This window comes from Mycobacterium sp. 852002-51971_SCH5477799-a (genome assembly GCF_001667145.1).
Classification (GTDB): Bacteria; Actinomycetota; Actinomycetes; order Mycobacteriales; family Mycobacteriaceae; genus Mycobacterium.
In genome coordinates this window covers 29735-51603 of the sequence record NZ_LZIF01000110.1, presented here as the reverse complement: position 1 = coordinate 51603, position 21869 = coordinate 29735, and the positions used below count along the sequence as shown (strand labels likewise).

Genomic DNA, 21869 nt, shown 5'->3' with positions numbered 1-21869 from the left:
ACCGTTGCGGGCGACTTCGGCTAGATGGCCACTCCCAGTAGGGCGTCGATGGCCGTCCTCACCAGCTCGGGCGCCTCGGCATCGTGGCCGCCGTATTCCAACGCGTCCGTGGTCCAACCATCAAGTGCGGCAAGCGCTTTGGGCGTGTTCAGGTCATCGGCCAGGTATTGACGCACCCGGGCGATCACATCGGCGGCGTCCGGACCCGCCGCCAGCGCGGTCGCGTCGCGCCAGCGCCGCAGCCGGGCGACGGCATCGTCGAGCACCTCATCGCTCCAATGCCGGTCCGCGCGGTAGTGGCCGGCCAGCAGTCCTAGCCGGATCGCCGCCGGTTCGACACCCCGGGCGCGCAGCTGCGACACCAACACCAGGTTGCCGCGGCTCTTGGACATCTTGTGCCCGCCCCAGCCGATCATCCCGGCATGCACGTAGTGACGCGCGAATCTCCGCTCGCCGCGAACACATTCGGCGTGGGCGGCGGTGAACTCGTGATGCGGGAAGATCAAGTCACTGCCCCCGCCCTGGATGTCCAAACCGCTGCCGATGCGGCTGAGCGCGATCGCCGCGCATTCGACATGCCATCCTGGGCGGCCAGGGCCGAATGGTGAGGGCCAGCTGGGCTCCCCGGGCCGGGCAGCCCGCCACAGCAGGGCGTCGAGCTCATCGGTCTTGCCGGGGCGTTGCGGGTCGCCGCCGCGCTCGGAGAACAGTCGCAGCATGGTGTCGCGGTCATAGCCGGATTCGTACCCGAACTGCGGCGTGGCGTCGGCGCGGTAGTAGACGTCCGGATATTCGCCGTCGACGACGTAAGCTGCTCCCGACGCCAGCATCTTCTCGACGAGTTCGACGACCTCGGCGATGGCCTCGGTCGCGCCGACGTACTCGCGTGGCGCCAGGATGCGCAGCGCCGCCATGTCTTCGCGGTACAGCGACACCTCACGCTCGGCCAGGTCGCCCCAGTCGATGCCGTCGCGCTCGGCGCGCTCCAACAACGGATCGTCGACGTCGGTCACGTTCTGGACGTAGTGGACGTCGTGGCCGAGATCCAGCCATTGCCGGTGGATCAGGTCGAAGGCCAAATAGGTCGCGGCGTGCCCCAGGTGGGTCGCGTCGTAGGGGGTGATGCCACAGACATACATCGTGGCGGTCGAACCGGCCGCCACGGGACGCACCTGCCGGTCAGACGTGTCGTACAGCCGAAGCTCCGGACCGCGTCCCGGCAACACCGGAACCTGTGGGGACGACCACGACCGCATGGCAATCAGCCTAGGCGCGCCGACGAGGCACCTCCGAATCGGCAGCCGCGCCCCCGCGAGCTAGATCGCCACCGCGCCGTTTGTGGTTTGCTGAATCCGGTATGGGGCAAAGTCGCTCGACGTCGACGAGCGAGGTGGTTGTGATGTCGACTCATACAACTGACCGACCGGAGACCGCGGGAGCGGCCGCGCAGCAAGAAGTCGTGGTCAGATGCCGCGGCCTGTTCTACGGGCCGACCGTGCTGGTCGACGTGAACCACGACATGGATTGCATGCGTGAAGAGACCTTCGGCCCGACGCTGCCGGTGATGAAGGTGCGGTCGGCGACGATGGCCTTCTCCGTACAGCCGCAAGAAGGGCAGCCTCGTCGTAAAGATGGTCCGGATGTTTTCGGCGAAAGACTGGCGGCGTCGATTGGGCCGCTAACGGCCCATCGGCGTCAGCCGCCGCGGATGGCCCCCAGCAGGATCGGCGCCAGCTCGGCGCGACACATCACGAAGTCGGGCAGATACGGGTCGAGTTGGTTGTAGCGCATCGGCGATCCGTCGAGCCGCGACGCGTGCATGCCGGCGGCCATCACCACCCCGGCCGGGGCGGCCGAATCCCACTCCCATTGACCGCCCGCGTGCACATAGGCGTCGACATCGCCGTCGATGATGGCCATCGCCTTCGCGCCCGCCGAGCCGATGGCGACGGGCTGGATGGGCAGTGTTTGCCGCATCCGGTGCAGCACCGCGGGAGGACGGGTGGCGCTGACGGCGACGCGGATGGTGTCGGTGACGCCGATGCGTGCTGCGTCGGCGGTCACCGTATCGCTGCGATAGACGATGTTTCCGCGGGCCGGCAACGACACCGCCGCGTCGGTGATTTCGCGCTCGCCGTCGCTGGGGCGTTGCCACAGCGCGACGTGCACCGCCCAGTCGTCACGCCCCGGCGTCGAGAACTCCCGGGTGCCGTCCAGCGGGTCGATGATCCACACACGGTCGTGCTTGAGCCGGGACAGGTCGTCGTACGCCTCCTCGCTGAGCACCGCATCGTCGGGCCGCTCCGCGTGCAGGCGCCGCAGGATCAGGGCGTTCGCCAGGCTGTCGCCCGCGTCGCCCAGCGCCCATGGATACCCGAAGCCGACCTCGTCGCGGACTTTCAGCAGCAGTTCCCCCGCGTCGGTGGCGAGATCGGCGGCCAAAGCGGCATCGGTAATCTCGTCGGCGGCGGGACTCACCGCTTCAGTATCGCCGACGGACGAGGGCGGCCTTCACCGATGGCAGCGTCGCGCTTGAGATCGCCGCTAAAAAGCCGGCCACGGAATGGGGCGATGCCGGTTCGGGCCGGGCATGACAGGGTTGTCCAGCAGCTCGTGCGCGCGCAGGCGCAGCGCGGCGACTTCGGCCCGGGTGATCTGCTCGGCCAGCTCGTCGCCGAACTGGTCGTCGATCGCGTCGATGAGGCCGGCGACGGCTTCCAGAGTCTGATCGTCGATCGGCTTGCCGGCCCATCCCCACAGCACCGTGCGAAGTTTGTCCTCGACGTGCAGACACACGCCGTGGTCGACCCCGAAGATGTGGCCGTCAAGGTCGCGCAGCACGTGGCCGCCCTTGCGGTCGGCGTTGTTGACCAGCACGTCGAACACCGCCATCCGCCATAAGCGAATGTCATCGGCGTGCATCAGGACGACCTCGTCGCCGGCGTAGTCGAGGGCGCGCAACACCGGCAGGTAGCCCGGCGGCTTGGTGCCGGCGGGAAACAGGTCAACCAGATCCGGCCCCGGTCGCGGCTCGGTGTCCACCGCGTCGCCGGGTTGCTGCACCCACCGCTGCAACATGCCCGGCCCCGCCGGCCCGTGCCGAATGATCGTGTAGGGCACGATATTCCAGCCCAGCTTCGCGGAGACCAGATAGGCGGCCCGTTCGCGGCCGGCCAGCGTCCCGTCCGGAAAATCCCACAGCGGCGCCTCCCCGGCGACCGGCTTGTAGACGCAGTGCACGCTGGACTCGCCGAGCGTCGATTCGCACAAGAAGGTGCCGTTGCTGGCCGAGCGGATTCGTCCGATGACCGTCAGCTCGCCGTCGCGCAACACCTCACGGTCGTCAGACCTCGGGGTCATCGTCAGGCCCGAGCAGCGCAGTGCGCCGATATCCGTTGGCGCGTGCGCAGATATGGCCCTCCGGGTCCAACGGTTCGTCGCACAACGGACACGGCGGACGTCCCGCGGAGATGACGCGATTGGAGCGGGTGGCGAATTGGCGCGCCGACTCCGGCGTCAAGAAGACCCGCACCGCGTCGGGACCCTCGTCGGTGTCGTCGAGCACCACCGACGCGTCGAACTCGGCGTCGGTGACCGCGAGCAACTCGACCACCACCGTCTGGGCCTCCGAGTCCCAGCCGAGGCCCATGGTTCCGACCCGAAACTCGGCGTCCACGGGGGTGACCAACGGATTGAGGTCCTCGATCTCGGCGGGCTCCGGCGGAACGGGCGTGCCGAACCTGCGGTTCACCTCGAGCAGCAGCGCGCCGATCCGTTCGGCGAGCACCGCCACCTGCTGCTTCTCCAATATCACCGACACCACTCGGCCGTCGTGCACCGCCTGGATGTAAAACGTACGATTTCCGGGCTGGCCGACGGTCCCGGCCACGAAGCGGTCGGGTGTGCGGAAGACATGAATTGCGCGGGCCATGGCACTTCCCAAAATACCGGCTATTGCCACGGCCGTGCGATCCGATGGAGGTAGCCGCCCAATTAGTCCGTGGAACCGCCGACCACCGCGTCGCTGGACGGTGCCGCGTCTGCCGATCCCCGCGGCTCTCCGTTGGACTTTGGGTCGGTGTCGGGCTTCGTCTCGTCCTTCGCCGGGGGGCCGGCCCGCAGGCCGGCGGACAGCCGTGCACCGGTGTGGTTGACGTGCAACACAAACGGGCGCAGCTCCGTGTAGCGGATCACACTCACCGACGCGGGGTCGGCGGTGACGCGCTGGAACCCATCCAAATGGAGGCCGTACGCGTCGGCGATGACCGCCTTGATGACATCACCGTGAGTGCAAGCGACCCACAGCACATCCCCGCCGTGCACGGCGGCCAACCGGCGATCGTGCTCGCGCACGGCGAACACCGCGCGCGCCTGCACCTGAGCCAGGCCCTCGCCGCCGGGGAACACCGCGGCGCTGGGGTGAGCCTGGACGACCTTCCACAACGGCTCGCTGACCAAGTCGCCGAGTTTGCGGCCCGTCCATTCCCCGTAATCCACCTCGGCGAGTTGATCGTCCACGAGCGGCGTCAGGCATAACGCGTCGGCCAAGGGCTCGAGGGTGCGACGGCAGCGCAACAGTGGCGAACTGACCAGCTCCCGGATGGGCAGGTCACCGATCCGATCGATCAGGCCATCGGCTTGTTCACGGCCCTTGTCATCGAGGTCGACGCCCTCGGAGCGACCGGCGAGAACGCCCGCCGTGTTCGAACTCGAGCGGCCGTGCCGTAACAGGATGACGGTCATATCGACCACGACGGTACCCGGTGGACGGGTCGGTGAATGACTAGCGAGAAACGGGCACCGCGTGCGCCACGGAGTCGCGCACCGCGGCGCTCAGGCTGCGCTCGTCGGTGAGATCGAGGTCGATCACGCTGCGGACCGCCCTGGCAACGACCTCGTCGGCCTGCGGAACGGGCCCGGCCAGGCGCGGCCGGTAAATCTCGACGACTAGGGATCGGTTCTCGATATGGAACGAAAAACTGCGTCCATCACCGACTTGTCCGTACCCGCTTGCGGCAATCCCTGTCGACATGTCCTCGACAGCAAACTCATTCTGCGCCAGATGACGGTCAGCAGTGACGGCCATGAGCCGACCATACCGCCCCGGTAGGGTCGGATGAAGGCGGCATGCCCCAAGCGAACGCGAGAGGGTTTCTTACAATTTGTCTTCCACCGCCGCACCACGAGGAAAAAAATTGCTGCCACGACGACGACGTCCCAAATTGGCAGTTCGGGGCGGCGCCTTGGCTATAGCGGTTTTGCTGGAGGCGGCCGCCGGGTGTTCATCGAATCCGCTCGACACCGCGCCGCGCACCATCGAACCCGCGCGCGCAGCGGTGTCGCCGCCGGCGTCGCAGCGGCCGCCCGGGGCGGTACGGCCGCTGGCCGGTCATGCCGCGGCGGCGGTGTTCGATGGCGGCACTCATCAGCTGGCGGTCCTGACGCCGGGCGCCGACCCGGCCGCGCCCGCCAGCGTCGCCGTCTTCGGCAACCCGCAGGTCACGCCGCGCGTCGTCGAGCTCCCGGGACCGGCGAGCGCGTTGGCCGACGGCGGCCGCGGAACCGCCTACCTGTCCACCCGCGGCGGCTACTACACGGTCGACCTGTCCACCGGTCGCGTCACGCAGGTCGCGGTCGCCGACGCCGGCCAGATTGAATTCACCGCGGTGGCCCAGCGCGCCGACGGCAGGCTGGTGCTGGGCAGCGCCGACGGCGCCGTCTACACACTCGCCTCCCAGGCACCGGGCGCCGCCACCAGCGCGGCCGTCGCCAACAAAACCAGGATCTTTGCGCGCGTCGATTGGCTTGCCACACAGGGGAATACGACGGTGGTGCTGGACCGTGGGCAGACTTCGGTGACGGCGATCGACGCCGACGGCCATGCCCAGCAGGCGCTGCGGGCGGGCCGGGGCGCCACCACCATGGCCGCCGACCCGGCCGGTCGGGTGCTGGTCGCCGACACCCGCGGCGGCCAACTGCTGGTGTACGGCGTCGATCCGCTGATCCTGCGTCAGGCCTACCCGGTTCCACAGGCGCCATACGGCCTGGCCGGCTCCCGCGCGTTAGCCTGGGTTTCGCAGACCGTTTCCAATATCGTCATTGGTTACGATCTATCCACCGGAATTCCCGTCGAAAAGGTGCGTTACCCGACCGTGCAGCAACCGAACTCGCTGGCCTTCGACGAGGCGTCAGACACCCTGTACGTGGTGTCGGGTTCCGGTGCGGGAGTTCAGGTCATCGAGCACGCGGCGGGCACGCGTTGACCGCGGCGCGCAGTAGCCGCTTGCCCGCGGGGTGGGACACCGAGATGTCCGACGAATACGAATGGGCGCCGCTGCGCCTGCCACCGGACGTGACCCGGGTAAGCGCGTCGACCCGATTGTCCATCGAGGCCGAATACCGAGGCTGGGAATTGACCAGGGTGCGGCTCTATACCGACGGCAGCAGGCGAGTGTTATTGCGCCGCAAGAAGTCTCGGTTAGACGTCGGCGGCACCGACGGGCGACGGCCCGACCAGCCGGAACTGTGACACCGGCCCGGCCACGCGAGGGCGGACACCGGATGTACGGCGCGCTGCGCCGGCTGTTTTTCCTGATCCCGCCCGAGCGGATTCACACACTGGTGTTCGCCGTTCTACGTGGTGCCACCGCGACCGCTTGGACGCGGCGGCTGCTACACCGGCTGCTGGCCCCGACGGATCCCGTGCTGGCCAGCACGGTGTTCGGCGTGCGTTTTCCCGGCCCGCTGGGACTGGCGGCCGGCTTCGATAAGGACGGTTTGGGGCTGCTCACCTGGGGTGCGCTGGGTTTTGGGCATGCCGAGGTGGGGACGGTCACCGCGAACCCGCAACCCGGCAATCCCGCCCCGCGCATGTTCCGGCTGCCGGCCGACCGGGCCCTGTTGAATCGGATGGGCTTCAACAATCTGGGTGCGGGCGCGCTGGCGATGCGGCTTTCCCGGCAGCGGCCCGAGGTGCCGATCGGGGTCAACATCGGCAAGACGAAGGTGACGCCGGCCGAGCAGGCCGTCGACGACTACCGGGCGAGCGCCCGGCTGGTCGGCCCGCTGGCGTCCTACCTCGTGGTCAATGTCAGTTCGCCGAACACACCCGGGCTGCGTGATCTACAGGCGGTCGAGTCGCTGCGGCCCATCCTGTCGGCCGTGCTCGCCGAGACGTCCACGCCGGTGCTGGTGAAGATCGCGCCGGATCTCTCCGATTCCGACGTCGACGACATCGCGGATTTGGCAGTCGAACTCGGCCTGGCCGGCATCGTCGCCACCAACACCACCGTGTCGCGGCAGGGATTGAAGACACCGGGCGTCGACGAGCTGGGCCCTGGCGGCGTCTCCGGGCCGCCGGTGGCACGCCGCGCGGTCGAGGTGCTGCGCCGGCTGTACAGCCGAGTCGGCGACCGACTCATATTGATCAGCGTCGGGGGCATCGAGACCGCGGACGACGCCTGGGAGCGGATCACCGCCGGTGCGTCGCTGCTGCAGGGTTATACCGGCTTCATCTACGGAGGAGGCTTGTGGGCCAAGCAGATTCACGACGGCATCGCGTTGCGGATGCACGACGTCGGCTTTGCCTCGCTCGCCGACGCCATCGGTTCGGCGGCCCGGACACCGGATTGAGTCAAGCCGAGCTTGACTCCTGGTTAGGCTGACTACCAGTTCGGCATAAGGAGCGGCTGGTGATCACGTTGGACCGCCTGGTGAACGTGCTGGGTGGTTATGGAGTCCGGTTGCGTTGGTCGTCGGTGCCCAGGTCTACCGAACTGCGCAGCGTGGTGATCCATGAAGCCGCGCCGAATCGTGTGGTGGTGGGCGACGTATTGCTGGCCATCGGTGCCGGCTCGTTCCGCGAAGCGGTGCAGTGGGCAGCTTCAGCACGCGCTGTCGTGGTGTTGGTACGCGGTGGCGACGAGCCGGTCGCGATTGACAGCGACGCCGAGGTCGGCGCGGTCATGGTGGTCGACGAGACGGTCACGTGGAGCGAGGTGGGCGCGGTCGTCTACGGGCTGGTGCTGGAGGGCCGCGAGACCGAATCCGGCCGTGGCCCAACGGATCTGTTCGCACTGGCCGATAGCCTGGCGGACGCTATCGGCAGTTCAATTGTCATCCACGATCGGTTGTTGCGAGTGTTGGCGTATTCGAAACTGCAGCAACCTGCCGACCCGGCGCGGGTGCAGACGATCCTCGAGCGACAGACACCGGAGCAGCTGCGCGCATTGTTCGATGCGCGAGGCGTATTCGCGCACCTGGGGGTCTCCGACGAGCCGCTGTTTGTCCCCGAGGACTCCGAACACGGCTTGATCGGGCGCATGGTGGTGGCGGTGCGCTCCGGGGGTGAGTTGATCGGGTCGGTGTGGGTGGCGTGTTCGGTGCCGCTGGACGAAGCGGCCCGCACGGCCTTGGCCGATGGTGCACACACGGTGGCCCTGCATCTTCTACGCTCGCGGGCCAGCGCGGATTTGGAGCGCCAAGTCGAATCCGAACTGGTGATTCGCTTGCTGGAGGGCACGGCCGATGCCGCCATGGTGGCGAGCAGGTTGGGCCTGCCGCACGACGGTTTGAGAGTTATTGCGCTGCAGGCGTTCATCGGCGACGAACGCGATGCCGCTCTGTTGTTGGCGTTCGAGCGTGCCACGACTGGGTTCGGCTGGTCACGGCCGGGGCGCAGCGCTTTGGCCGGCAATATCGTGTACACACTGCTTCCCGGTGGGCAAGCGGCGACGGCGCGGCGCTGGGTAACCGGCCTGCGCGCGGCCCTCCCCGAACAGGCGACGGTGTTGGCCGGCGTAAGTGGCGCGGCTGAGGTGACAGAGCTCGCCGCTGCACGTCAGGAAGCCGAGGAATGTCTAGCGCTGCATGAGATATCCCCCGCGGCCAGCCCTGCGGTCTATGACGAGTCATGGGCTGACGTCCTGCTACAGCGGTTGCGCACCGCGGCGCGCTCAGGCCGGTCCCCATCGCGTGGGCCGGTGGCCGAGCTGGGCCGCCATGATCGCGCCAACGGGACCGACTACGTGGCCACGCTGCGAGCGTGGCTGGAGGCCCAGGGCGACCCGGCCGAGGCCGGTGACCGGCTGGGAGTGCACGAAAACACCGTGCGTTACCGGCTGCGCAAGATGGCCGAGATCACCAGTCTGCCATTGGACGATGCCAGAAAGCGGCTGGCGATGATGATAGAACTCGCGGCTATCGACACCGATTGACCAAAGGCGCTGTCGCAACCCGACAAAGCGAGACAGCGTCGTTGTCTGGCTGTGGCAAAGCCTGCGACGGCTGTCGACGCCATCATGAAGGTGCCCGGCAGGTTCGAGGGGCGGCTGCTATCCGCCATCTCCCCAGCTGCGCGGTACCTGCGACCCATGCCGACTCTCCGATAGGAGGTCTTCGATGTCCACCTCAGACCCCGATCATGAATCGATCGCCGACCGCCGGCCGGATGATGGCGCTGCGATGGAGACCTTCACCGTGCCGTTGCCGCGGAGGCTGTTCGAGCGGCTGTTCGAGCGGCTGTTCAGCCGAAATCCACTGATACGCGCCACAGATCGGGTGGAGGCGCTGATCCTGGTGTTGGTCGTTGCGGTGTCGCTGATTGCCGTGCCGATCAGTGCCGCGGTGGGCACCGCGGTCCACGATTCCCGTAGCCGCCACTACGCCGAGCAGGTTCAAACTCGCCGCCCGGTGACCGCGACTGTCATCGGGGAGAGTCACCCTCGCCGCAACCTTGAAAGCCCAACGGTGACGGTGCCTGCCCGATGGTTCGCGGCCGGGGCCGAACGCACCGGCGACGTCACCGCGCCGCTGACGGCCAAGATTGGCGACAAGGTCGAGATTTGGGTAGATGACGAGGGCCGTCCGGTTGCCCGGCCGGTGAACACCGCCCGCGACGAGGCACTGGCCTTCGCGGTAGCGACCTGGTGGGCCGTCAGTGCCTTGGCAGTGGCCATGTTTGCGCGTGCGCATATCACCCTTGACCGACTCCGCTACGACAGGTGGCAACGGAACTTCGAGCGCCTCGTCGAGCGACGATAAGCAGCGCGATCGCCAGTTCATACGCGTTCCGGGTGAGCGTCTCTCGCCACTTAGGTCGTGGTCGCTTCGTGGCAGCATCGACCGCAGCGTTGTCGAGGCGTGACAACGCATCGCAGCGCCTTTGTCGATTTTCGGCAAACACCGTCGAGCCCGCCCACGCCACCATGGAATCAACCGCCCCAGCGGAAAACACTCAACCGCAAAGGAATCTCGCCCACGATGGGCGTCCCGAGTCGTCAGCGGCGGCTGCCTCCTTTGGCCCGCCTCTGACGACGCTCCCCCGAAAGGACACGACTCAAAGTGACCGGTACCAAACCCATGCGCATGACCCGACAGCAGTACACCCGTCTGCGGAACACTCTCGACGCGTTGCGGTCGGAGCTGATCATTGAAGTCCCTGACGACATGATGGACCTCGACGCGAACCGCTCAGCGCTACAACGACGTATTCGCAAGCTCCAGAACATGTTGGCGCAGGCGGTCATTGCCGAGAATTTCGCCAGCGACTCCATTGCTGAACCGGGCACGGTTTTGACAATTCGCTACAACGGCACCGGCGAGACCGAAACTTTCCTGCTGGGCAGACGCGGCAGCGAAGGCGCCGACATCAAGGTCTACTCGATGGCGTCACCATTGGGCCGCGCGATAGCCGGCGCGCGGCCCGGCGACACACGCATCTACTCAACCCCCGGTGAGACGGGACGACTGGTGACGCTGCTGGAGGCCGTGCCCTATGAAATGCACCTAGCGAAACATCCTCGGCCACAGACAGTCCACCGCGACCCGAGTGTCCAACGAATAGAGAGCGTTCCGAAAACTCACCGCGCCCCAACGAGGTTCACTTTGCGCGAAGATCGCGACCTCAACTTGCCATCGCATAAGGAGAGCAACGAACATGACCAGCACGCAACCCGCGTGGATTTCGCCGCAAGGCTATGAGCGGTTACAAAAGGAACTGGCCAGCTTACGTGTCTTGCACAGCAGTGCAGCCACCGACGGTCAGTCGGACGACAACGCCATTGCCGTCCAACAGGCGTGGCAGGCCAGGATCCAACGAATTCATGATTTGTTGTTCAATGCCGTCGTCGGCGAGGACCCGCCGGACGACGGGATTGCGGAGCCCGGCATGGTTTTGACCATCTGCTACGACGATACCGGTGACACCGAGACCTTCCTGCTAGGTGTGCGCGGCGCCGAGTACAGCGACATCGAGGTCTACTCGAACGAATCCCCGCTAGGCGCCGCAATCGCCGGCGCACGCCCGGGCGAACGACGCACCTATACTCTGCCCAGCGGTGACGCCATGGACGTCACATTGCTTGAAGCCGCGCCGTACGGAATTCACACAGCCGGATTGAAGCAATGACCGAGTCTCTTTGCACGGTGTCCGCGACCGGTCAATCGGCCATCGTTGACCGTCGCGCCCGGTCACGGGTGATCACATGATCTTCGAAGTGATCGACCCGGTAACCATCATGTTTCTTTTGCTAGCTGGTTTGGGCCTGATCATGGCCGTCGCGTACGGACGCATGTGAGTCGCCGCCTTAAGCTGCCCCCACTGCGTTGTCGTCTTCGCCGTCTTCGTTCTCGCACAGCAGATCCTCCGGGTGGTGGAAGGTGTTGGTGCGGGGTTGCCCGCGATCGAGATGCGGCGGCGGTATCCATTCGGTATCGCCGTTGGCGCGTTTTCGGGTGGTCCAGCCCTTCTCGAGAAGCCGGTGGTGAGGTCCGCAAGCCATGGCGAGTTGGTCGATGTCGGTGCGAGATGTGCTGGCCCAATCTTCGACGTGGTGAATTTCGCAGTAATAGCCGGACACGTCGCAGCCGGGATGCGAACACCCACGGTCCTTGGCATACAAGACAATTCGTTGACCGGGTGACGCGAGGCGTTTGGCGTGATACAGCGCTAACGCCTTGCCCTTGTCGAAGATCGCGAGGTAATGGTGCGCATGGCGAGCCAGGCGGATGACCTCCGACATCGGCAGGATGGTGCCGCCACCGGTCAAGCCCTTTCCGGTGGCGGCTTCGAGCTCAGTGAGCGTGGTGGTCACGATGATGCTGGCCGGTAATCCGTTGTGCTGGCCCAGGTCTCCGCTGGCCAGCATCGCTCGCAGCGCGGCATTGAGCCCGTCGTGGTTGCGCTGGCCCGGGGTGCGGGTGTCGCGCTGCACCGCTTCTTCCGAAGGGGCGCCGTCCACTACCGGCGTGTCATCGTCGGGGTTGCACATGCCGGGCGCGGCGAGCTTGGCCAGCACCGCCTCCCAGCTGGCTCTGGCTTCGGGCGTCAGCCAGCCGCTCAGGCGCGACATGCCGTCGGCTTGCTGATTGCCGAGCACCAGACCACGCATCCGCGCCCGGTCTTCGTTGGTGTAGCTGCCGTCGGGATTGAGGCAGTCCATCAGGCGGCGGGCGAGTTTGGCGAGTTGATCGGGGCGAAATTCGGCCGCTCTGGCCGCCATCTGCTTCTCGGCGTGCTCGCGGGTGTCGAAGTCGACGGATTCGGGCAGCTGGTGGAAAAGCCGCCGGATCACGGCCACATGGTCGGCGCCGATCGCCCCTTCCCGCTGCGCCGCCGCGGTGGCGTTCAGCACCGGCGCTAGCGGCTCGCTGGAAAGCGTCCGGCGCGGGCCCAGGTCGGCCGCCTCGGCGATGCGACGACCGGCCTCGGCCCGGGTGATGTGCAGCCGGTCGGCCAGCACCCAGGACAGCTTGCCGCCCAACTCGGTGGAATCCCCTTGCTCACCAATCTGATTGATGAGTTGATGACTTGGCGTCTGGAGTTTGCGTATTACGCATTCGAATTTCTCCAACATTCCCAGGCGTTCCGGGTTGGTCAGCGCCTCGTAGGAATGCTCTTGGACGCGGGAGGCCATAGCGCACAACGCGTCAACGTCGCGCTGAATCTGCTCACGGTCCGTCATTCGCGCCGCCCCCAGGGCCGCGCGAGCGGGCTGCGAAGCTCATATTCAACCGAACGCATGTTCGAATGCTACTGCTGCCTGCCGACAAAACTTCCTAGGATGAGAACCCCGGGACAGAAGTGGCACAAGTGATTACGGGCGGACGGCCTGCTTGCGGACGGACGGCGTGGCTTGCGGACGGCCCCTTTCGGGGCGAACGGCCCAAACCGGGCCGAAGCCTACTTCTGTTCGTAGGTGCCGTGGATGACCGCACGCGCGATGGCGTGCTGGAACAGGTTGAAGCCGAGGAAGGCGGGGCTCGCGTCCTCGGGCAGATCCAGCTTGTCGGTGTCTACGGCGTGCACGGCGATGTAGTACCGGTGTGCGCCATGGCCCGCCGGCGGCGCGGCGCCGATGTAGCGGCGCTGCCCGGCGTCGTTCACCAGCGTCAGCGCGTCGCCGGGCAGGTTGCTGCCGTCGCCGGCGCCCGCAGGCAGTTCGGTGACGTCGGCCGGCAGGTTGGCCACCGCCCAATGCCAGAAGCCGGAGGCCGTCGGGGCATCGGGGTCATAAACAGTAACGGCGAAGCTGCGGGTCTCGTCCGGGAATCCCGACCAGCTCAGCTGGGGGCTGACGTCTTCACCGCCCGCACCCATGATTCCGCTGACTTGCGGATTGGCCAGCGGCTGGCCGTCGCTAACCGATTCCGAGGTCAACGTGAAGGTCGGCAGCTTCGGCAACGATGCGTACGGGTCAGGAGCAGTGCTCATGGCGGTCCTCTCGTGTAATCGGCGTGCGTTGGTCGTCTGGCAGTGGGTCAGCGTCTAGCAGTGGGTCAGGAAGTGGGTCAGCACGTCGGTGCCGAACCGCAGCGCTTCGATGGGTACCCGCTCATCGACGCCATGGAACAGAGCGGTGAAATCGAGATCCGGCGGCAACCGCAGCGGGCTGAACCCGAAACAGCGAATACCCAAGCGCGCGAACGATTTCGCGTCGGTACCACCGGAAAGCATATACGGCACGGTACGGGCGCCCGGGTCGTGCGCCAGCACCGCCTCGTTCATGGCGTCGACCAGGTCGCCATCGAAGCTGGTCTCATACGACGAGAAGTCCTTGATCCACTCGCGCGTCACGTCCGGCCCGAGCAGCTCGTCGATCTCGGCCTCGAACGCCGCCTTGCGCCCCGGCAGGATGCGGCAATCCACTACCGCCTCGGCGATCGCCGGTACGACGTTGGCCTTGTATCCGGCCTTGAGCATGGTGGGGTTCGCGGTGTCATGCAGCACCGCCTTGAGCATGCGGGCCATCGGGCCCAGCTTTTCGATCGCTCCGCGCAGGTCGCCTGATTCGGTGTCGAACGTCAGCCCGGTTTCCTCGCTGACGGCGGCGAGGAACTGCGCGACCGTGTCGGTCACCACGAACGGAAACTGGTGGCGGCCCAGCCGGGCGACGGCCTCGGCGACGGCCGTGACGGCGTTCTGATCATGGACCATCGAGCCGTGTCCGGCCGGGCCCCGGGCGGTGAGCTTCATCCAGGACAGCCCCTTTTCGGCCGTCTCGATCAGATACAGCCGGCGCTCTCCCCCATCGCGGCGCGGCACCGTCAGCGAGAACCCGCCCACCTCGCCGATCGCCTCGGTGACGCCGGCGAAGAGCTCCGGCCGGTTGTCGACCAGCCATTGGGCTCCGAAGGTCCCGCCGTGTTCTTCGTCGGCAATGAACGCGAAAACCAGGTCGCGCGGCGGCACGATGCCTGCGCGCTTCAACTGGCGCGCTACCACGATCATCATGCCGACCATGTCCTTCATGTCGACCGCGCCGCGGCCCCAGACGAAGCCGTCTTTGACCGCGCCGGAGAAGGGGTGCACGCTCCATTCGGTCGGCTCGGCCGGAACCACGTCGAGATGCCCGTGGATCAGCAACGCGCCGCGCGACCTGTCGGCGCCCGGCAGGCGGACGAACACGTTGCCGCGGCCCGGCGCCCCGGATTCGGCATACTGCGGCGCGTAACCGACCTCGGCGAGCTGCTCGGCGATCCATTGCGCGCAGTCGGCTTCGCCCTTGGTCGTTTCCGGCTCGCCGGTGTTGGTGGTGTCGAACCGGATCAACTTGCTGACAACCTCGACCACGTCGTCGCTCGCGTTGCTTGGCACCTCGGTCGCCCCGCTCTGAATGGTCACAACCACCTTTCCTACCATTGCCGCGGCTGGCCGGCTTGATGCTGATCGTCGCGCCTTCTCGGGGAGCTGGATTGGGTTCGCGGCGCGCGATCCGATAGCCTTAGCTGCCAACCCATGCTGGTTTGGCCTTGTCCGAGTGGCGGAATGGCAGACGCGCTAGCTTGAGGTGCTAGTGCCCTACTAATGGGCGTGGGGGTTCAAGTCCCCCCTCGGACACACGACTGAGGCGAGCGAAATGGACGCTTGCGTTCATTTCCGAGTCGATGGCGTGTGTTGAGCGGCGAAGCCGCGATCAGACCCCTCTAACTCATTGCGGAATACGCCGCTTCGGTGGCGGGTAGACGGCCCTGGCTATCGTCGCCGACAGCCATCCGATGGCCCACCCGCCGCACACCAGCAGGAACGTATGCCGGCTGGCGGCGTCACCCGTCGTCGAAACCACCGCCAAAATCACCGCCCAGACGATCGCGCAACCGATGCTGTAGGCCGTGTAGGTGCCATAACGCCGTCTCATCTCGCGGATCCTCTCAGTCGTGCCTGACCCTGCCGCTAACCCGGACTCTGCCACCGCACTCGGCCTGGCGCACGTAGCCTGGAAAGAGGCGCAGCAGCCGGGAGCGTAAACGAATGAACCCATCGAGTCGCTTTGTCCGGCGGACATCAGCGAAGACGTTCGTCGACCGAGGCGAGGCCGGGCGCGAGCTGGCGCGGTGGCTGGCCGCGTATCGCGGCCGGGGCGATGTAGTGGTATTCGGGCTGGCCCGCGGCGGTGTGCCGGTCGCCTGGGAGATCGCCGCCGCGCTGGGTGCGCCGCTCGACGTTTTCCTGGTCCGCAAGCTCGGAGTACCGCAGTGGTCGGAATTGGCGATGGGCGCCTTGGCCAGCGGTGGTGGTGTGGTGATGAACCAGGACGTGGTGGCCAGCCTGCACGTCACCGACGAGCAGGTGCGCGAGGTGATCGACAGCGAGAGGGCCGAGCTGCTCCGCCGCGAACACGCCTACCGGGGCGGTCGCCCCATCGCCGACTTGCGCGACCGGATCGTCATCCTGGTCGACGACGGAATCGCAACGGGCGCAAGCATGCTCGCTGCCGTACGCGCCGTCCGAGCCGCCGGCCCGAAGTCGATCGTGGTTGCCGTTCCGGTGGGACCGGAGTCGACCTGCCGCGAACTCCTACGAGAGGCCGACGACGTGGTGTGCGCGACCACACCGCCCGGATTCGAAGCGGTCGGGCAGGTCTATGACGACTTTCATCAGATCAGCGACGACGAGGTCCGCGAACTGCTCGCCACGCCGACCTACTGAGCGTCGAACCGCCCCCGATGGGCGTCGACAGGGATTACTTGGCGGGCTCGTCGCCGCGGCCCTCGGCCGCGACACTGGACTCCTCGGTCTGCGTAGATTCCCTGGTGGCCGCCGGTTCGCCCGCTGCCGGGGCTTCCTCGGGGTAGTCGACGTAGTCGTCCTCGTGGGCCTCGTCGGCAGCCGGTGTTTCGTCGCCTGCCACGTCAGGTCGCTGACGCTCGCGCAGGGCGTCGAGGATCAGCAACACCACGCCCACCACGCTCGCGGCGATGCACACCCAGGCCACCAGCTCGTTGCTCGTGACGACCGCGAACACCAACGCGACGAGCCCGATAAGCGCCAATACCAGCGCAATGATGAGCATCAGTCATCCTCCAAGCGACGAGTGGGACCGCGGTTTCATGACCTAGTGTGCCAACCCCGAAGCTCGGCGAGTGACCGGCACGTCAGAAAAGCTAGTTGTTGCCCCGGTTGAACTGCTCGAAGCTGCCCGCATCCGCGCTGGAGTCCACGGGTGCGGCGGATCCACGCTGGCCGAGTTCTTCCAGCTGAGATTCCAGGTAGGTCTTGAGCCGGGTGCGGTACTCGCGCTCGAACGTGCGGAGTTGCTCGAGGCGGCCTTCCAGCACGGTGCGCTGCTGATTGATCGTGCCCATGATCTCGGAGTGCTTGCGTTCGGCGTCGGCCTGCAGGGCGTCGGCCTTCTCCTGGGCCTGGCGCAGCTGAGTCTCGGAGCGGGTCTGCGCGTCGGCCAGCATGGCGTCGGCACGCTGGCGGGCCTCGGTGACCGTGGTCTCGGCGGTGCTGCGCGCCTCGCTGAGAATCTGGTCGGCATTCGCGCGGGCGTCGGCCAGCATTTTCTCGGACTCGGTCCTGGCCGTGGTGGTCAGGCGGTCGGCGGTGTCCTGCGCCAAACTCAGCACCCGCGCGGCCTTCATGGCCTGTTCCTCGTTGTTGGCCGCGGCGGCCGGGGCTGCGGCAGGCGCCGGCTTGACCGGCTCCGGCTCGGGCTCGCGGACGGGAATCGCCTGGGTGGGCGCGGCGGCGGCGGCCGGGGTGGCCGAGCCACCACCGGAGGCCAGCTCGTGGTCGAGCTCTTCGATCCGCTGGCGCAGATCGCTGTTCTCTTCGATGAGCCGCGTCAGCTCGGCTTCCACCAGATCGAGGAAGGCATCTACCTCGTCTTCGTTGTAGCCCCGCTTGCCGATCGGTGGCTTACTGAACGCCACATTGTGGACGTCGGCTGGTGTAAGCGGCATTGTTTCGTCCCCTCAAGTTCCTTCTCGAACGTTCTGGAAAGTGTAGAACGCAGTGGTAGCCGTAGTGCAACTGCCGTCCATCCTGTCACACCAGGCGCGACCGTTGCTGATTAGCCCAATAAATAAGGACCAGTTTGAAACTTTGAGGGCAATAAAATCCGAAACCTTAGAACTTTTAAATCGCGGGAACCAAACCGACGCTAAAACGTGGCCTAACCGTCTCCGCGGCGGAATGGGTTCATCCCGACGGGTGGCAATGGGCGGCTAAGCCGCGGCGCCGAAGGCCAGCTGCATTCCGATGAACGCGACAAGCAACAGCACCATGATCGACAGGTCGAAGCGGACCGCTCCGATGGTGAGCTGCGGGATGAGCCGGCGGAGCAATTTCACCGGCGGATCCGTGATCGACAGGATGATCTCCAGCACCACGACGGTGATGCCCGTCGGATGCCAGTCCCGACTGAACGAGCGGATGAACTCAACGACGACCCGAGCGATGAGCAGCAGCCAGAAAATGAACAGCGCAAACCCAAGGATCTGAAAGAACAACACCAACTGAAGTGCCCCGACCTTACCCGTGAGAAGCCAAGCGCCGCCGACCATCGCGGCGCCTGCCAGCGTACCGACTCCGAGTAAGAGGCCTTATTTCACGTGGCCACTTCAGGTCGTCGACAATGCGGGTTCCCGCTGTGAAGCGGGCGGCGGATGTGGCTATTGGTAAGCGTAGAAACCGGTTTCGGCGATCCGGCGCCGCTCTTCCGGGGACACGTCCACGTCGGCGGGCGACAGCAGGAACACCTTGGTCGCGACCTTGTCGAAGGATCCGCGCAGCGCGAACGCCAGGCCGGCCGCGAAGTCGACGAGGCGCTTGGCATCGGCGTTGTCCATCGACACCAGGTCCATGATGACCGGGGTGCCGTCGCGGAAACGCTCACCGATGGTGCGTGCCTCGCTGTAGTCCTTGGGCCGCAGCGTGGTGATCTTCGAGAGCGGGTGGCCCTCTTCGAACATCATCGCCATCCGGCGGGGGTCCATCGCCAGCGCGCCGCGGGTGGAGTTGCGCAACCACGACCCGAAGCGCGGGCCGCCCCGCTCGCCGCGGTCGAACTCGCGGGGGTGCACGGCGCCGTAACGGGGCTCGTCCCCGTAGCCGCCGCGATAACCGGCGGGCGGCGGATAGTCGGCGGGCTCGCGGCGCGGATCGTCGTAGTCGTCTTGCTCGTAACGACCGTATCCGTCGTCAAATCGCGGGCGCGGAAAACCGCGGGACGGAGCGTGGTCGTCGTAATACTCGTCCTCGTAGTCGTCCATTGGGGCCATACCGAAATAGGCCTTGACTTTGTGCAGTGTGCTCATTGCGTTGACCCTTCTAGCCCCTGGGAGTACTGGTGTTAGTGATAAAGCTGTTACTACAGTGACTACTTACGGTGACGGTAACCGCCGCGGGCCCAATAGCGCGGTACCGACACGCACACATGTCGAACCGTGTTTGACGGCAATCTCGAAGTCGTTGGACATGCCCGCGGACAACCCGACGGCGTCGCGATGCGACTCGAGAACCCGCCGATGCTCGGATTGGAGCCGGTCAAAGGCCTCGTCGGGGTCGGAGTCCAACGGCGGAATCCCCATCAGCCCGACCAGGTCCAGATGCTTGGAGTCCTCGACCTGGTCGCACACCCGATCGACGGCGCCCGGTCGCGATATGTCGACGCCTCCGCGAGACTCGTCGCCGTCGAGGCTGACCTGGACGTAGATCCGCATCGGGGCGGTGCGGCGGCCCTCGGCCAGCGCCGCCGCCACGCCCTTGTCGAGCGCGGATACCAGGTGCGCGCTGTCGACCGAGTGCGCGGTGTGTGCCCAGCGCGCCACCGATTTGGCCTTGTTTCGCTGGATATGTCCGACCATGTGCCAACGCGGATTTCCCACATCATCCCTGTGCCCCGATGCCGCCAGCAATCGGGTGACTTCGGCCACTTTTGCCCTTGCTTCTTGGTCGCGAGATTCGCCGACTACGCGGCAACCCAATCGGGACAAAGTCACGACGTCGGTTGCTGGAAAGTATTTGGTGATCGGTAAAACTTCGATTTCACCGACATTGCGACCCGCCGCCTCCGCCGCCGCCGCCAGGCGCGAGCGCACCGACGCCAAAGCGTGGGTCAATTCCGAGTCGCGTCCGCTGCGACTGTCAGGGGCGTGCATTCCTACCGCCATCGCGGTCACTCCATCCAGACCAGTGAGGCCAGCCGGCCGGTTGGCGCATCGCGCCGATGACTGAACAACGCCGGGTCGTCCACCGTGCACCGCGGATCGATCTCGACCGCCGTCACACCCAGATGTCTTAGCTGGCAAGCGATTCCGGCCCTCAGGTCGAGCCCGGGAGTTCCCCCGGCGGTGGTGGTACGGCTGCCCGGCAACGCCGCCTCCACCTCGTCGGCCATGGCCGCGGGCACTTCGTAGTTGCGGCCGCTGACCGCCGGGCCCAGCAACGCCGAGATGTCCTGGGGTTGCGCGCCGAGCTCCCGCATTGCCTCAACCGTTCGGGCCACCACCCCGCGCTGGGCGCCGACCCGGCCGGCGTGCACCGCCGCGGCAACACCGGCACGCGCATCGGCCATCAGCACCGGAACGCAGTCGGCGGTGATCACCGCCAGGGCAAGTCGCGCGGTGCGGGTCACCAACGCGTCGGTGTCGTCGACCGCGGTGTCACGCGCCCCGTCGACCACCTCGACGCGGTCACCGTGGACCTGGTTCATCCACACGACGCGACCGGCGCGCAGGCCGACGGTCGCGGCCAGCCGGGCCCGGTTCTCGGCCACCGCCGCCGGATCGTCCCCGACGTGGTCGCCGAGGTTGAAGGTGTCAAAGGGCGGCTTCGAGACACCGCCGGCGCGGGTGGTGGTGACCCGCCTGATGCGAACGCTCACGTGACCAGTATCCGGCGCACCGTGCCCGCCAGGAGGCAGCGCCATCCGGCCGCGGCCGGTTTGTCGCGCGCTGGCAAGCAAATTGAGACCCTCAGCGGCGCATGAACGGCGGCACGTCGACGTCATCGTCGTCGCCGCCAATATTCAAGGTCGATCCGTTGGTGTGGACGGGCACGCTGACGGCGTCGACCGGTTCGAACAACGTCGAGGTGAGCTTGCCCGCCTTCGCCGATTCGATCCGATGCGCACCGCCCTTTTCTTCCTTGTCGGCACTGCCCCCGATAACGGGTTTGCGGCCGGCGCCCGCGGCGTCGAAGCCCGCGGCGATGACGGTGACGCGCACCTCGTCGCCCAGTGAATCGTCGATCACGGTGCCGAAGATGATGTTGGCGTCCTGGTGGGCGGCGTCCTGCACCAGCGAGGCCGCCTCGTTGATCTCGAACAGGCCCAGGTCGCTGCCGCCGGCGATCGACATCAGCACGCCCTGGGCGCCTTCCATCGACGCTTCCAGCAGCGGTGAGTTGATGGCGATCTCGGCGGCCTTCAGCGAGCGGCCCTCGCCGCGGGCGGACCCGATGCCCATCAGGGCCGTGCCCGCGCCGGACATGATGCCCTTGACGTCGGCGAAGTCCACGTTGATCAGGCCCGGGGTGGTGATCAGGTCGGTGATGCCCTGGACGCCGTTGAGCAGCACCTCGTCCGCGCTGCGGAAGGCGTCCATCAGCGATACGGCGGCGTCGCCCATCTGCAGCAGCCGGTCGTTGGGGATCACGATCAGGGTGTCGCAGCTCTCGCGCAGCGCCGAGATGCCGCTCTCGGCCTGGTTGCCGCGCCGCTTGCCCTCGAACGAGAACGGCCGGGTGACCACACCCACCGTCAACGCGCCCAGCTTGCGCGCGATGCTCGCGACGACGGGCGCCCCGCCGGTCCCGGTCCCGCCACCCTCCCCGGCGGTGACGAACACCATGTCCGCGCCGCGGAGCAGCTCTTCGATCTCGTCCTTGGCGTCCTCGGCGGCCTTGCGGCCGACCTCCGGGTCGGCCCCGGCTCCCAGGCCGCGCGTGGACTCGCGCCCGACGTCGAGTTTGACGTCGGCATCGCTCATCAACAGCGCCTGCGCGTCGGTGTTAATCGCGATGAACTCCACGCCTTTGAGGCCTTGTTCGATCATCCGGTTGACGGCGTTGACGCCGCCGCCACCGATACCCACGACCTTGATGACGGCCAGGTAGTTGTGCGGGGGGGTCATCATTCGTCTTC

The 21869-nt window shown here is 66.7% G+C and carries 24 protein-coding genes, 1 tRNA gene and 2 pseudogenes; 10 read left to right on the top strand and 17 right to left on the bottom strand.

All coding sequences use genetic code 11. The features are described 5' to 3' along the window. Positions 1–20: 20 nt before the first annotated feature. Positions 21–1256 (bottom strand): cysteine--1-D-myo-inosityl 2-amino-2-deoxy-alpha-D-glucopyranoside ligase, encoded by a 1236-nt coding sequence (gene mshC, locus A5753_RS17265; protein WP_067130651.1) that lies wholly within the window; start codon positions 1254–1256, stop codon positions 21–23. A 218-nt stretch (positions 1257–1474) separates the two neighbouring features. Here mshC and A5753_RS24920 point away from each other — a divergent pair. Then, positions 1475–1591: pseudogene (locus tag A5753_RS24920) on the top strand (aldehyde dehydrogenase family protein); the annotation flags it as partial. Between the two features lie 104 nt (positions 1592–1695). Here the strand turns inward: A5753_RS24920 and A5753_RS17260 are convergent. The 5 genes from A5753_RS17260 to A5753_RS17240 all read right to left on the bottom strand — a co-directional run bounded on the left by A5753_RS17260 (position 1696) and on the right by A5753_RS17240 (position 5086). Next, a complete protein-coding gene (locus tag A5753_RS17260; protein WP_067130649.1) occupies positions 1696–2478 on the bottom strand; it encodes a 3'(2'),5'-bisphosphate nucleotidase CysQ in 783 nt (260 codons plus the stop codon). A 66-nt stretch (positions 2479–2544) separates the two neighbouring features. After that, complete coding sequence (locus A5753_RS17255; protein ID WP_067130647.1) at positions 2545–3360, bottom strand: SCO1664 family protein; 816 nt, start codon at positions 3358–3360, stop codon at positions 2545–2547. Next, positions 3344–3931: a DUF3090 domain-containing protein gene (locus A5753_RS17250; RefSeq protein WP_067130645.1), complete on the bottom strand. Its 588-nt coding sequence runs from the start codon at positions 3929–3931 to the stop codon at positions 3344–3346. Before A5753_RS17250 ends, A5753_RS17255 begins: the two co-directional genes overlap by 17 nt. 62 nt (positions 3932–3993) lie before the next feature. Then, a complete protein-coding gene (locus tag A5753_RS17245; protein ID WP_067130643.1) occupies positions 3994–4743 on the bottom strand; it encodes a histidine phosphatase family protein in 750 nt (249 codons plus the stop codon). A 40-nt stretch (positions 4744–4783) separates the two neighbouring features. Continuing rightward, positions 4784–5086, bottom strand: a complete 303-nt coding sequence (locus A5753_RS17240) for a hypothetical protein (protein ID WP_067130641.1) — start codon at positions 5084–5086, stop codon at positions 4784–4786. A 109-nt stretch (positions 5087–5195) separates the two neighbouring features. On the opposite strand from A5753_RS17240, the gene A5753_RS17235 reads away from it, so the two are divergent. The 7 genes from A5753_RS17235 (at position 5196) to A5753_RS17205 (ending at position 11407) form a co-directional block, all read left to right on the top strand. Next, positions 5196–6263 carry a YncE family protein gene (locus tag A5753_RS17235; protein ID WP_067130640.1) on the top strand — a complete coding sequence of 356 codons (1068 nt, stop codon included), beginning with the start codon at positions 5196–5198 and terminating at the stop codon, positions 6261–6263. Further along, the gene (locus A5753_RS17230; protein ID WP_067130638.1) at positions 6260–6529 is read left to right on the top strand and encodes a DUF5703 family protein; all 270 of its coding nucleotides are present in this window, start codon (positions 6260–6262) and stop codon (positions 6527–6529) included. Before A5753_RS17235 ends, A5753_RS17230 begins: the two co-directional genes overlap by 4 nt. 32 nt (positions 6530–6561) lie before the next feature. Further along, complete coding sequence (locus tag A5753_RS17225) at positions 6562–7632, top strand: quinone-dependent dihydroorotate dehydrogenase (RefSeq protein ID WP_067130636.1); 1071 nt, start codon at positions 6562–6564, stop codon at positions 7630–7632. A 59-nt stretch (positions 7633–7691) separates the two neighbouring features. Further along, positions 7692–9215: a CdaR family transcriptional regulator gene (locus tag A5753_RS17220; RefSeq protein WP_067130634.1), complete on the top strand. Its 1524-nt coding sequence runs from the start codon at positions 7692–7694 to the stop codon at positions 9213–9215. Positions 9216–9399: 184 nt separating this feature from the next. Further along, positions 9400–10041, top strand: a complete 642-nt coding sequence (locus A5753_RS17215) for a hypothetical protein (protein ID WP_067130631.1) — start codon at positions 9400–9402, stop codon at positions 10039–10041. 300 nt (positions 10042–10341) lie between these two features. Continuing rightward, positions 10342–10980 (top strand): GreA/GreB family elongation factor, encoded by a 639-nt coding sequence (locus A5753_RS17210; RefSeq protein WP_067130628.1) that lies wholly within the window; start codon positions 10342–10344, stop codon positions 10978–10980. Then, positions 10937–11407: a GreA/GreB family elongation factor gene (locus A5753_RS17205; RefSeq protein ID WP_067130624.1), complete on the top strand. Its 471-nt coding sequence runs from the start codon at positions 10937–10939 to the stop codon at positions 11405–11407. The genes A5753_RS17210 and A5753_RS17205 overlap by 44 nt, the downstream gene beginning before the upstream one ends. A 178-nt stretch (positions 11408–11585) precedes the next feature. Here the strand turns inward: A5753_RS17205 and A5753_RS17200 are convergent, their stop codons facing one another. The 3 genes from A5753_RS17200 to A5753_RS17190 form a co-directional block, all read right to left on the bottom strand. Beyond that, entirely contained in the window at positions 11586–12962 is a 1377-nt protein-coding gene (locus tag A5753_RS17200; protein ID WP_067130621.1) for an HNH endonuclease signature motif containing protein, read from the bottom strand. Between the two features lie 218 nt (positions 12963–13180). Next, on the bottom strand, positions 13181–13711 hold the full coding sequence (locus A5753_RS17195; RefSeq protein ID WP_067130618.1) for a YbhB/YbcL family Raf kinase inhibitor-like protein: 531 nt from the start codon (positions 13709–13711) through the stop codon (positions 13181–13183). Between the two features lie 54 nt (positions 13712–13765). Next, positions 13766–15139 carry a M20/M25/M40 family metallo-hydrolase gene (locus A5753_RS17190; RefSeq protein WP_369829331.1) on the bottom strand — a complete coding sequence of 458 codons (1374 nt, stop codon included), beginning with the start codon at positions 15137–15139 and terminating at the stop codon, positions 13766–13768. Positions 15140–15251: 112 nt separating this feature from the next. Here A5753_RS17190 and A5753_RS17185 point away from each other — a divergent pair. Next, positions 15252–15337: transfer RNA gene (locus A5753_RS17185), tRNA-Leu, on the top strand. Positions 15338–15428: 91 nt separating this feature from the next. Here the strand turns inward: A5753_RS17185 and A5753_RS24410 are convergent. Continuing rightward, a complete protein-coding gene (locus tag A5753_RS24410) occupies positions 15429–15635 on the bottom strand; it encodes a hypothetical protein (RefSeq protein WP_156656146.1) in 207 nt (68 codons plus the stop codon). Between the two features lie 101 nt (positions 15636–15736). Between A5753_RS24410 and A5753_RS17180 the strand changes: the two are divergent. Beyond that, positions 15737–16426: pseudogene (locus A5753_RS17180) on the top strand (phosphoribosyltransferase); the annotation flags it as partial. A 34-nt stretch (positions 16427–16460) separates the two neighbouring features. Here the strand turns inward: A5753_RS17180 and A5753_RS17175 are convergent. The 7 genes from A5753_RS17175 to ftsZ all read right to left on the bottom strand — a co-directional run bounded on the left by A5753_RS17175 (position 16461) and on the right by ftsZ (position 21858). Next, positions 16461–16790: a hypothetical protein gene (locus A5753_RS17175; RefSeq protein WP_067130612.1), complete on the bottom strand. Its 330-nt coding sequence runs from the start codon at positions 16788–16790 to the stop codon at positions 16461–16463. Between the two features lie 91 nt (positions 16791–16881). After that, the gene (locus A5753_RS17170) at positions 16882–17685 is read right to left on the bottom strand and encodes a DivIVA domain-containing protein (RefSeq protein ID WP_067130609.1); all 804 of its coding nucleotides are present in this window, start codon (positions 17683–17685) and stop codon (positions 16882–16884) included. A gap of 264 nt (positions 17686–17949) precedes the next feature. Then, complete coding sequence (locus A5753_RS17165; protein WP_007770770.1) at positions 17950–18240, bottom strand: YggT family protein; 291 nt, start codon at positions 18238–18240, stop codon at positions 17950–17952. 156 nt (positions 18241–18396) lie between these two features. Continuing rightward, positions 18397–19041, bottom strand: a complete 645-nt coding sequence (locus A5753_RS17160) for a cell division protein SepF (RefSeq protein ID WP_007770769.1) — start codon at positions 19039–19041, stop codon at positions 18397–18399. A 66-nt stretch (positions 19042–19107) separates the two neighbouring features. Next, positions 19108–19884, bottom strand: a complete 777-nt coding sequence (locus tag A5753_RS17155) for a YggS family pyridoxal phosphate-dependent enzyme (RefSeq protein ID WP_369829330.1) — start codon at positions 19882–19884, stop codon at positions 19108–19110. A gap of 17 nt (positions 19885–19901) precedes the next feature. Beyond that, positions 19902–20609 carry a peptidoglycan editing factor PgeF gene (pgeF, locus tag A5753_RS17150; protein ID WP_067130607.1) on the bottom strand — a complete coding sequence of 236 codons (708 nt, stop codon included), beginning with the start codon at positions 20607–20609 and terminating at the stop codon, positions 19902–19904. Between the two features lie 91 nt (positions 20610–20700). After that, the gene (gene ftsZ / locus A5753_RS17145; protein ID WP_067130708.1) at positions 20701–21858 is read right to left on the bottom strand and encodes a cell division protein FtsZ; all 1158 of its coding nucleotides are present in this window, start codon (positions 21856–21858) and stop codon (positions 20701–20703) included. Positions 21859–21869 lie beyond the last annotated feature (11 nt).

Coding starts and splice junctions, on each gene's coding strand:
- mshC (WP_067130651.1), bottom strand. CDS start 1,256: ATGCGGTCGTGGTCGTCCCCACAGGTTCCGGTGTTGCCGGGACGCGGT.
- A5753_RS17255 (WP_067130647.1), bottom strand. CDS start 3,360: ATGACCCCGAGGTCTGACGACCGTGAGGTGTTGCGCGACGGCGAGCTG.
- A5753_RS17250 (WP_067130645.1), bottom strand. CDS start 3,931: ATGGCCCGCGCAATTCATGTCTTCCGCACACCCGACCGCTTCGTGGCC.
- A5753_RS17245 (WP_067130643.1), bottom strand. CDS start 4,743: ATGACCGTCATCCTGTTACGGCACGGCCGCTCGAGTTCGAACACGGCG.
- A5753_RS17240 (WP_067130641.1), bottom strand. CDS start 5,086: ATGGCCGTCACTGCTGACCGTCATCTGGCGCAGAATGAGTTTGCTGTC.
- A5753_RS17225 (WP_067130636.1), top strand. CDS start 6,562: ATGTACGGCGCGCTGCGCCGGCTGTTTTTCCTGATCCCGCCCGAGCGG.
- A5753_RS17215 (WP_067130631.1), top strand. CDS start 9,400: ATGTCCACCTCAGACCCCGATCATGAATCGATCGCCGACCGCCGGCCG.
- A5753_RS17205 (WP_067130624.1), top strand. CDS start 10,937: ATGACCAGCACGCAACCCGCGTGGATTTCGCCGCAAGGCTATGAGCGG.
- A5753_RS17200 (WP_067130621.1), bottom strand. CDS start 12,962: ATGACGGACCGTGAGCAGATTCAGCGCGACGTTGACGCGTTGTGCGCT.
- A5753_RS17195 (WP_067130618.1), bottom strand. CDS start 13,711: ATGAGCACTGCTCCTGACCCGTACGCATCGTTGCCGAAGCTGCCGACC.
- A5753_RS17190 (WP_369829331.1), bottom strand. CDS start 15,139: ATGGTAGGAAAGGTGGTTGTGACCATTCAGAGCGGGGCGACCGAGGTG.
- A5753_RS24410 (WP_156656146.1), bottom strand. CDS start 15,635: ATGAGACGGCGTTATGGCACCTACACGGCCTACAGCATCGGTTGCGCG.
- A5753_RS17175 (WP_067130612.1), bottom strand. CDS start 16,790: ATGCTCATCATTGCGCTGGTATTGGCGCTTATCGGGCTCGTCGCGTTG.
- A5753_RS17170 (WP_067130609.1), bottom strand. CDS start 17,685: ATGCCGCTTACACCAGCCGACGTCCACAATGTGGCGTTCAGTAAGCCA.
- A5753_RS17160 (WP_007770769.1), bottom strand. CDS start 19,041: ATGAGCACACTGCACAAAGTCAAGGCCTATTTCGGTATGGCCCCAATG.
- A5753_RS17155 (WP_369829330.1), bottom strand. CDS start 19,884: ATGCACGCCCCTGACAGTCGCAGCGGACGCGACTCGGAATTGACCCAC.
- ftsZ (WP_067130708.1), bottom strand. CDS start 21,858: ATGACCCCCCCGCACAACTACCTGGCCGTCATCAAGGTCGTGGGTATC.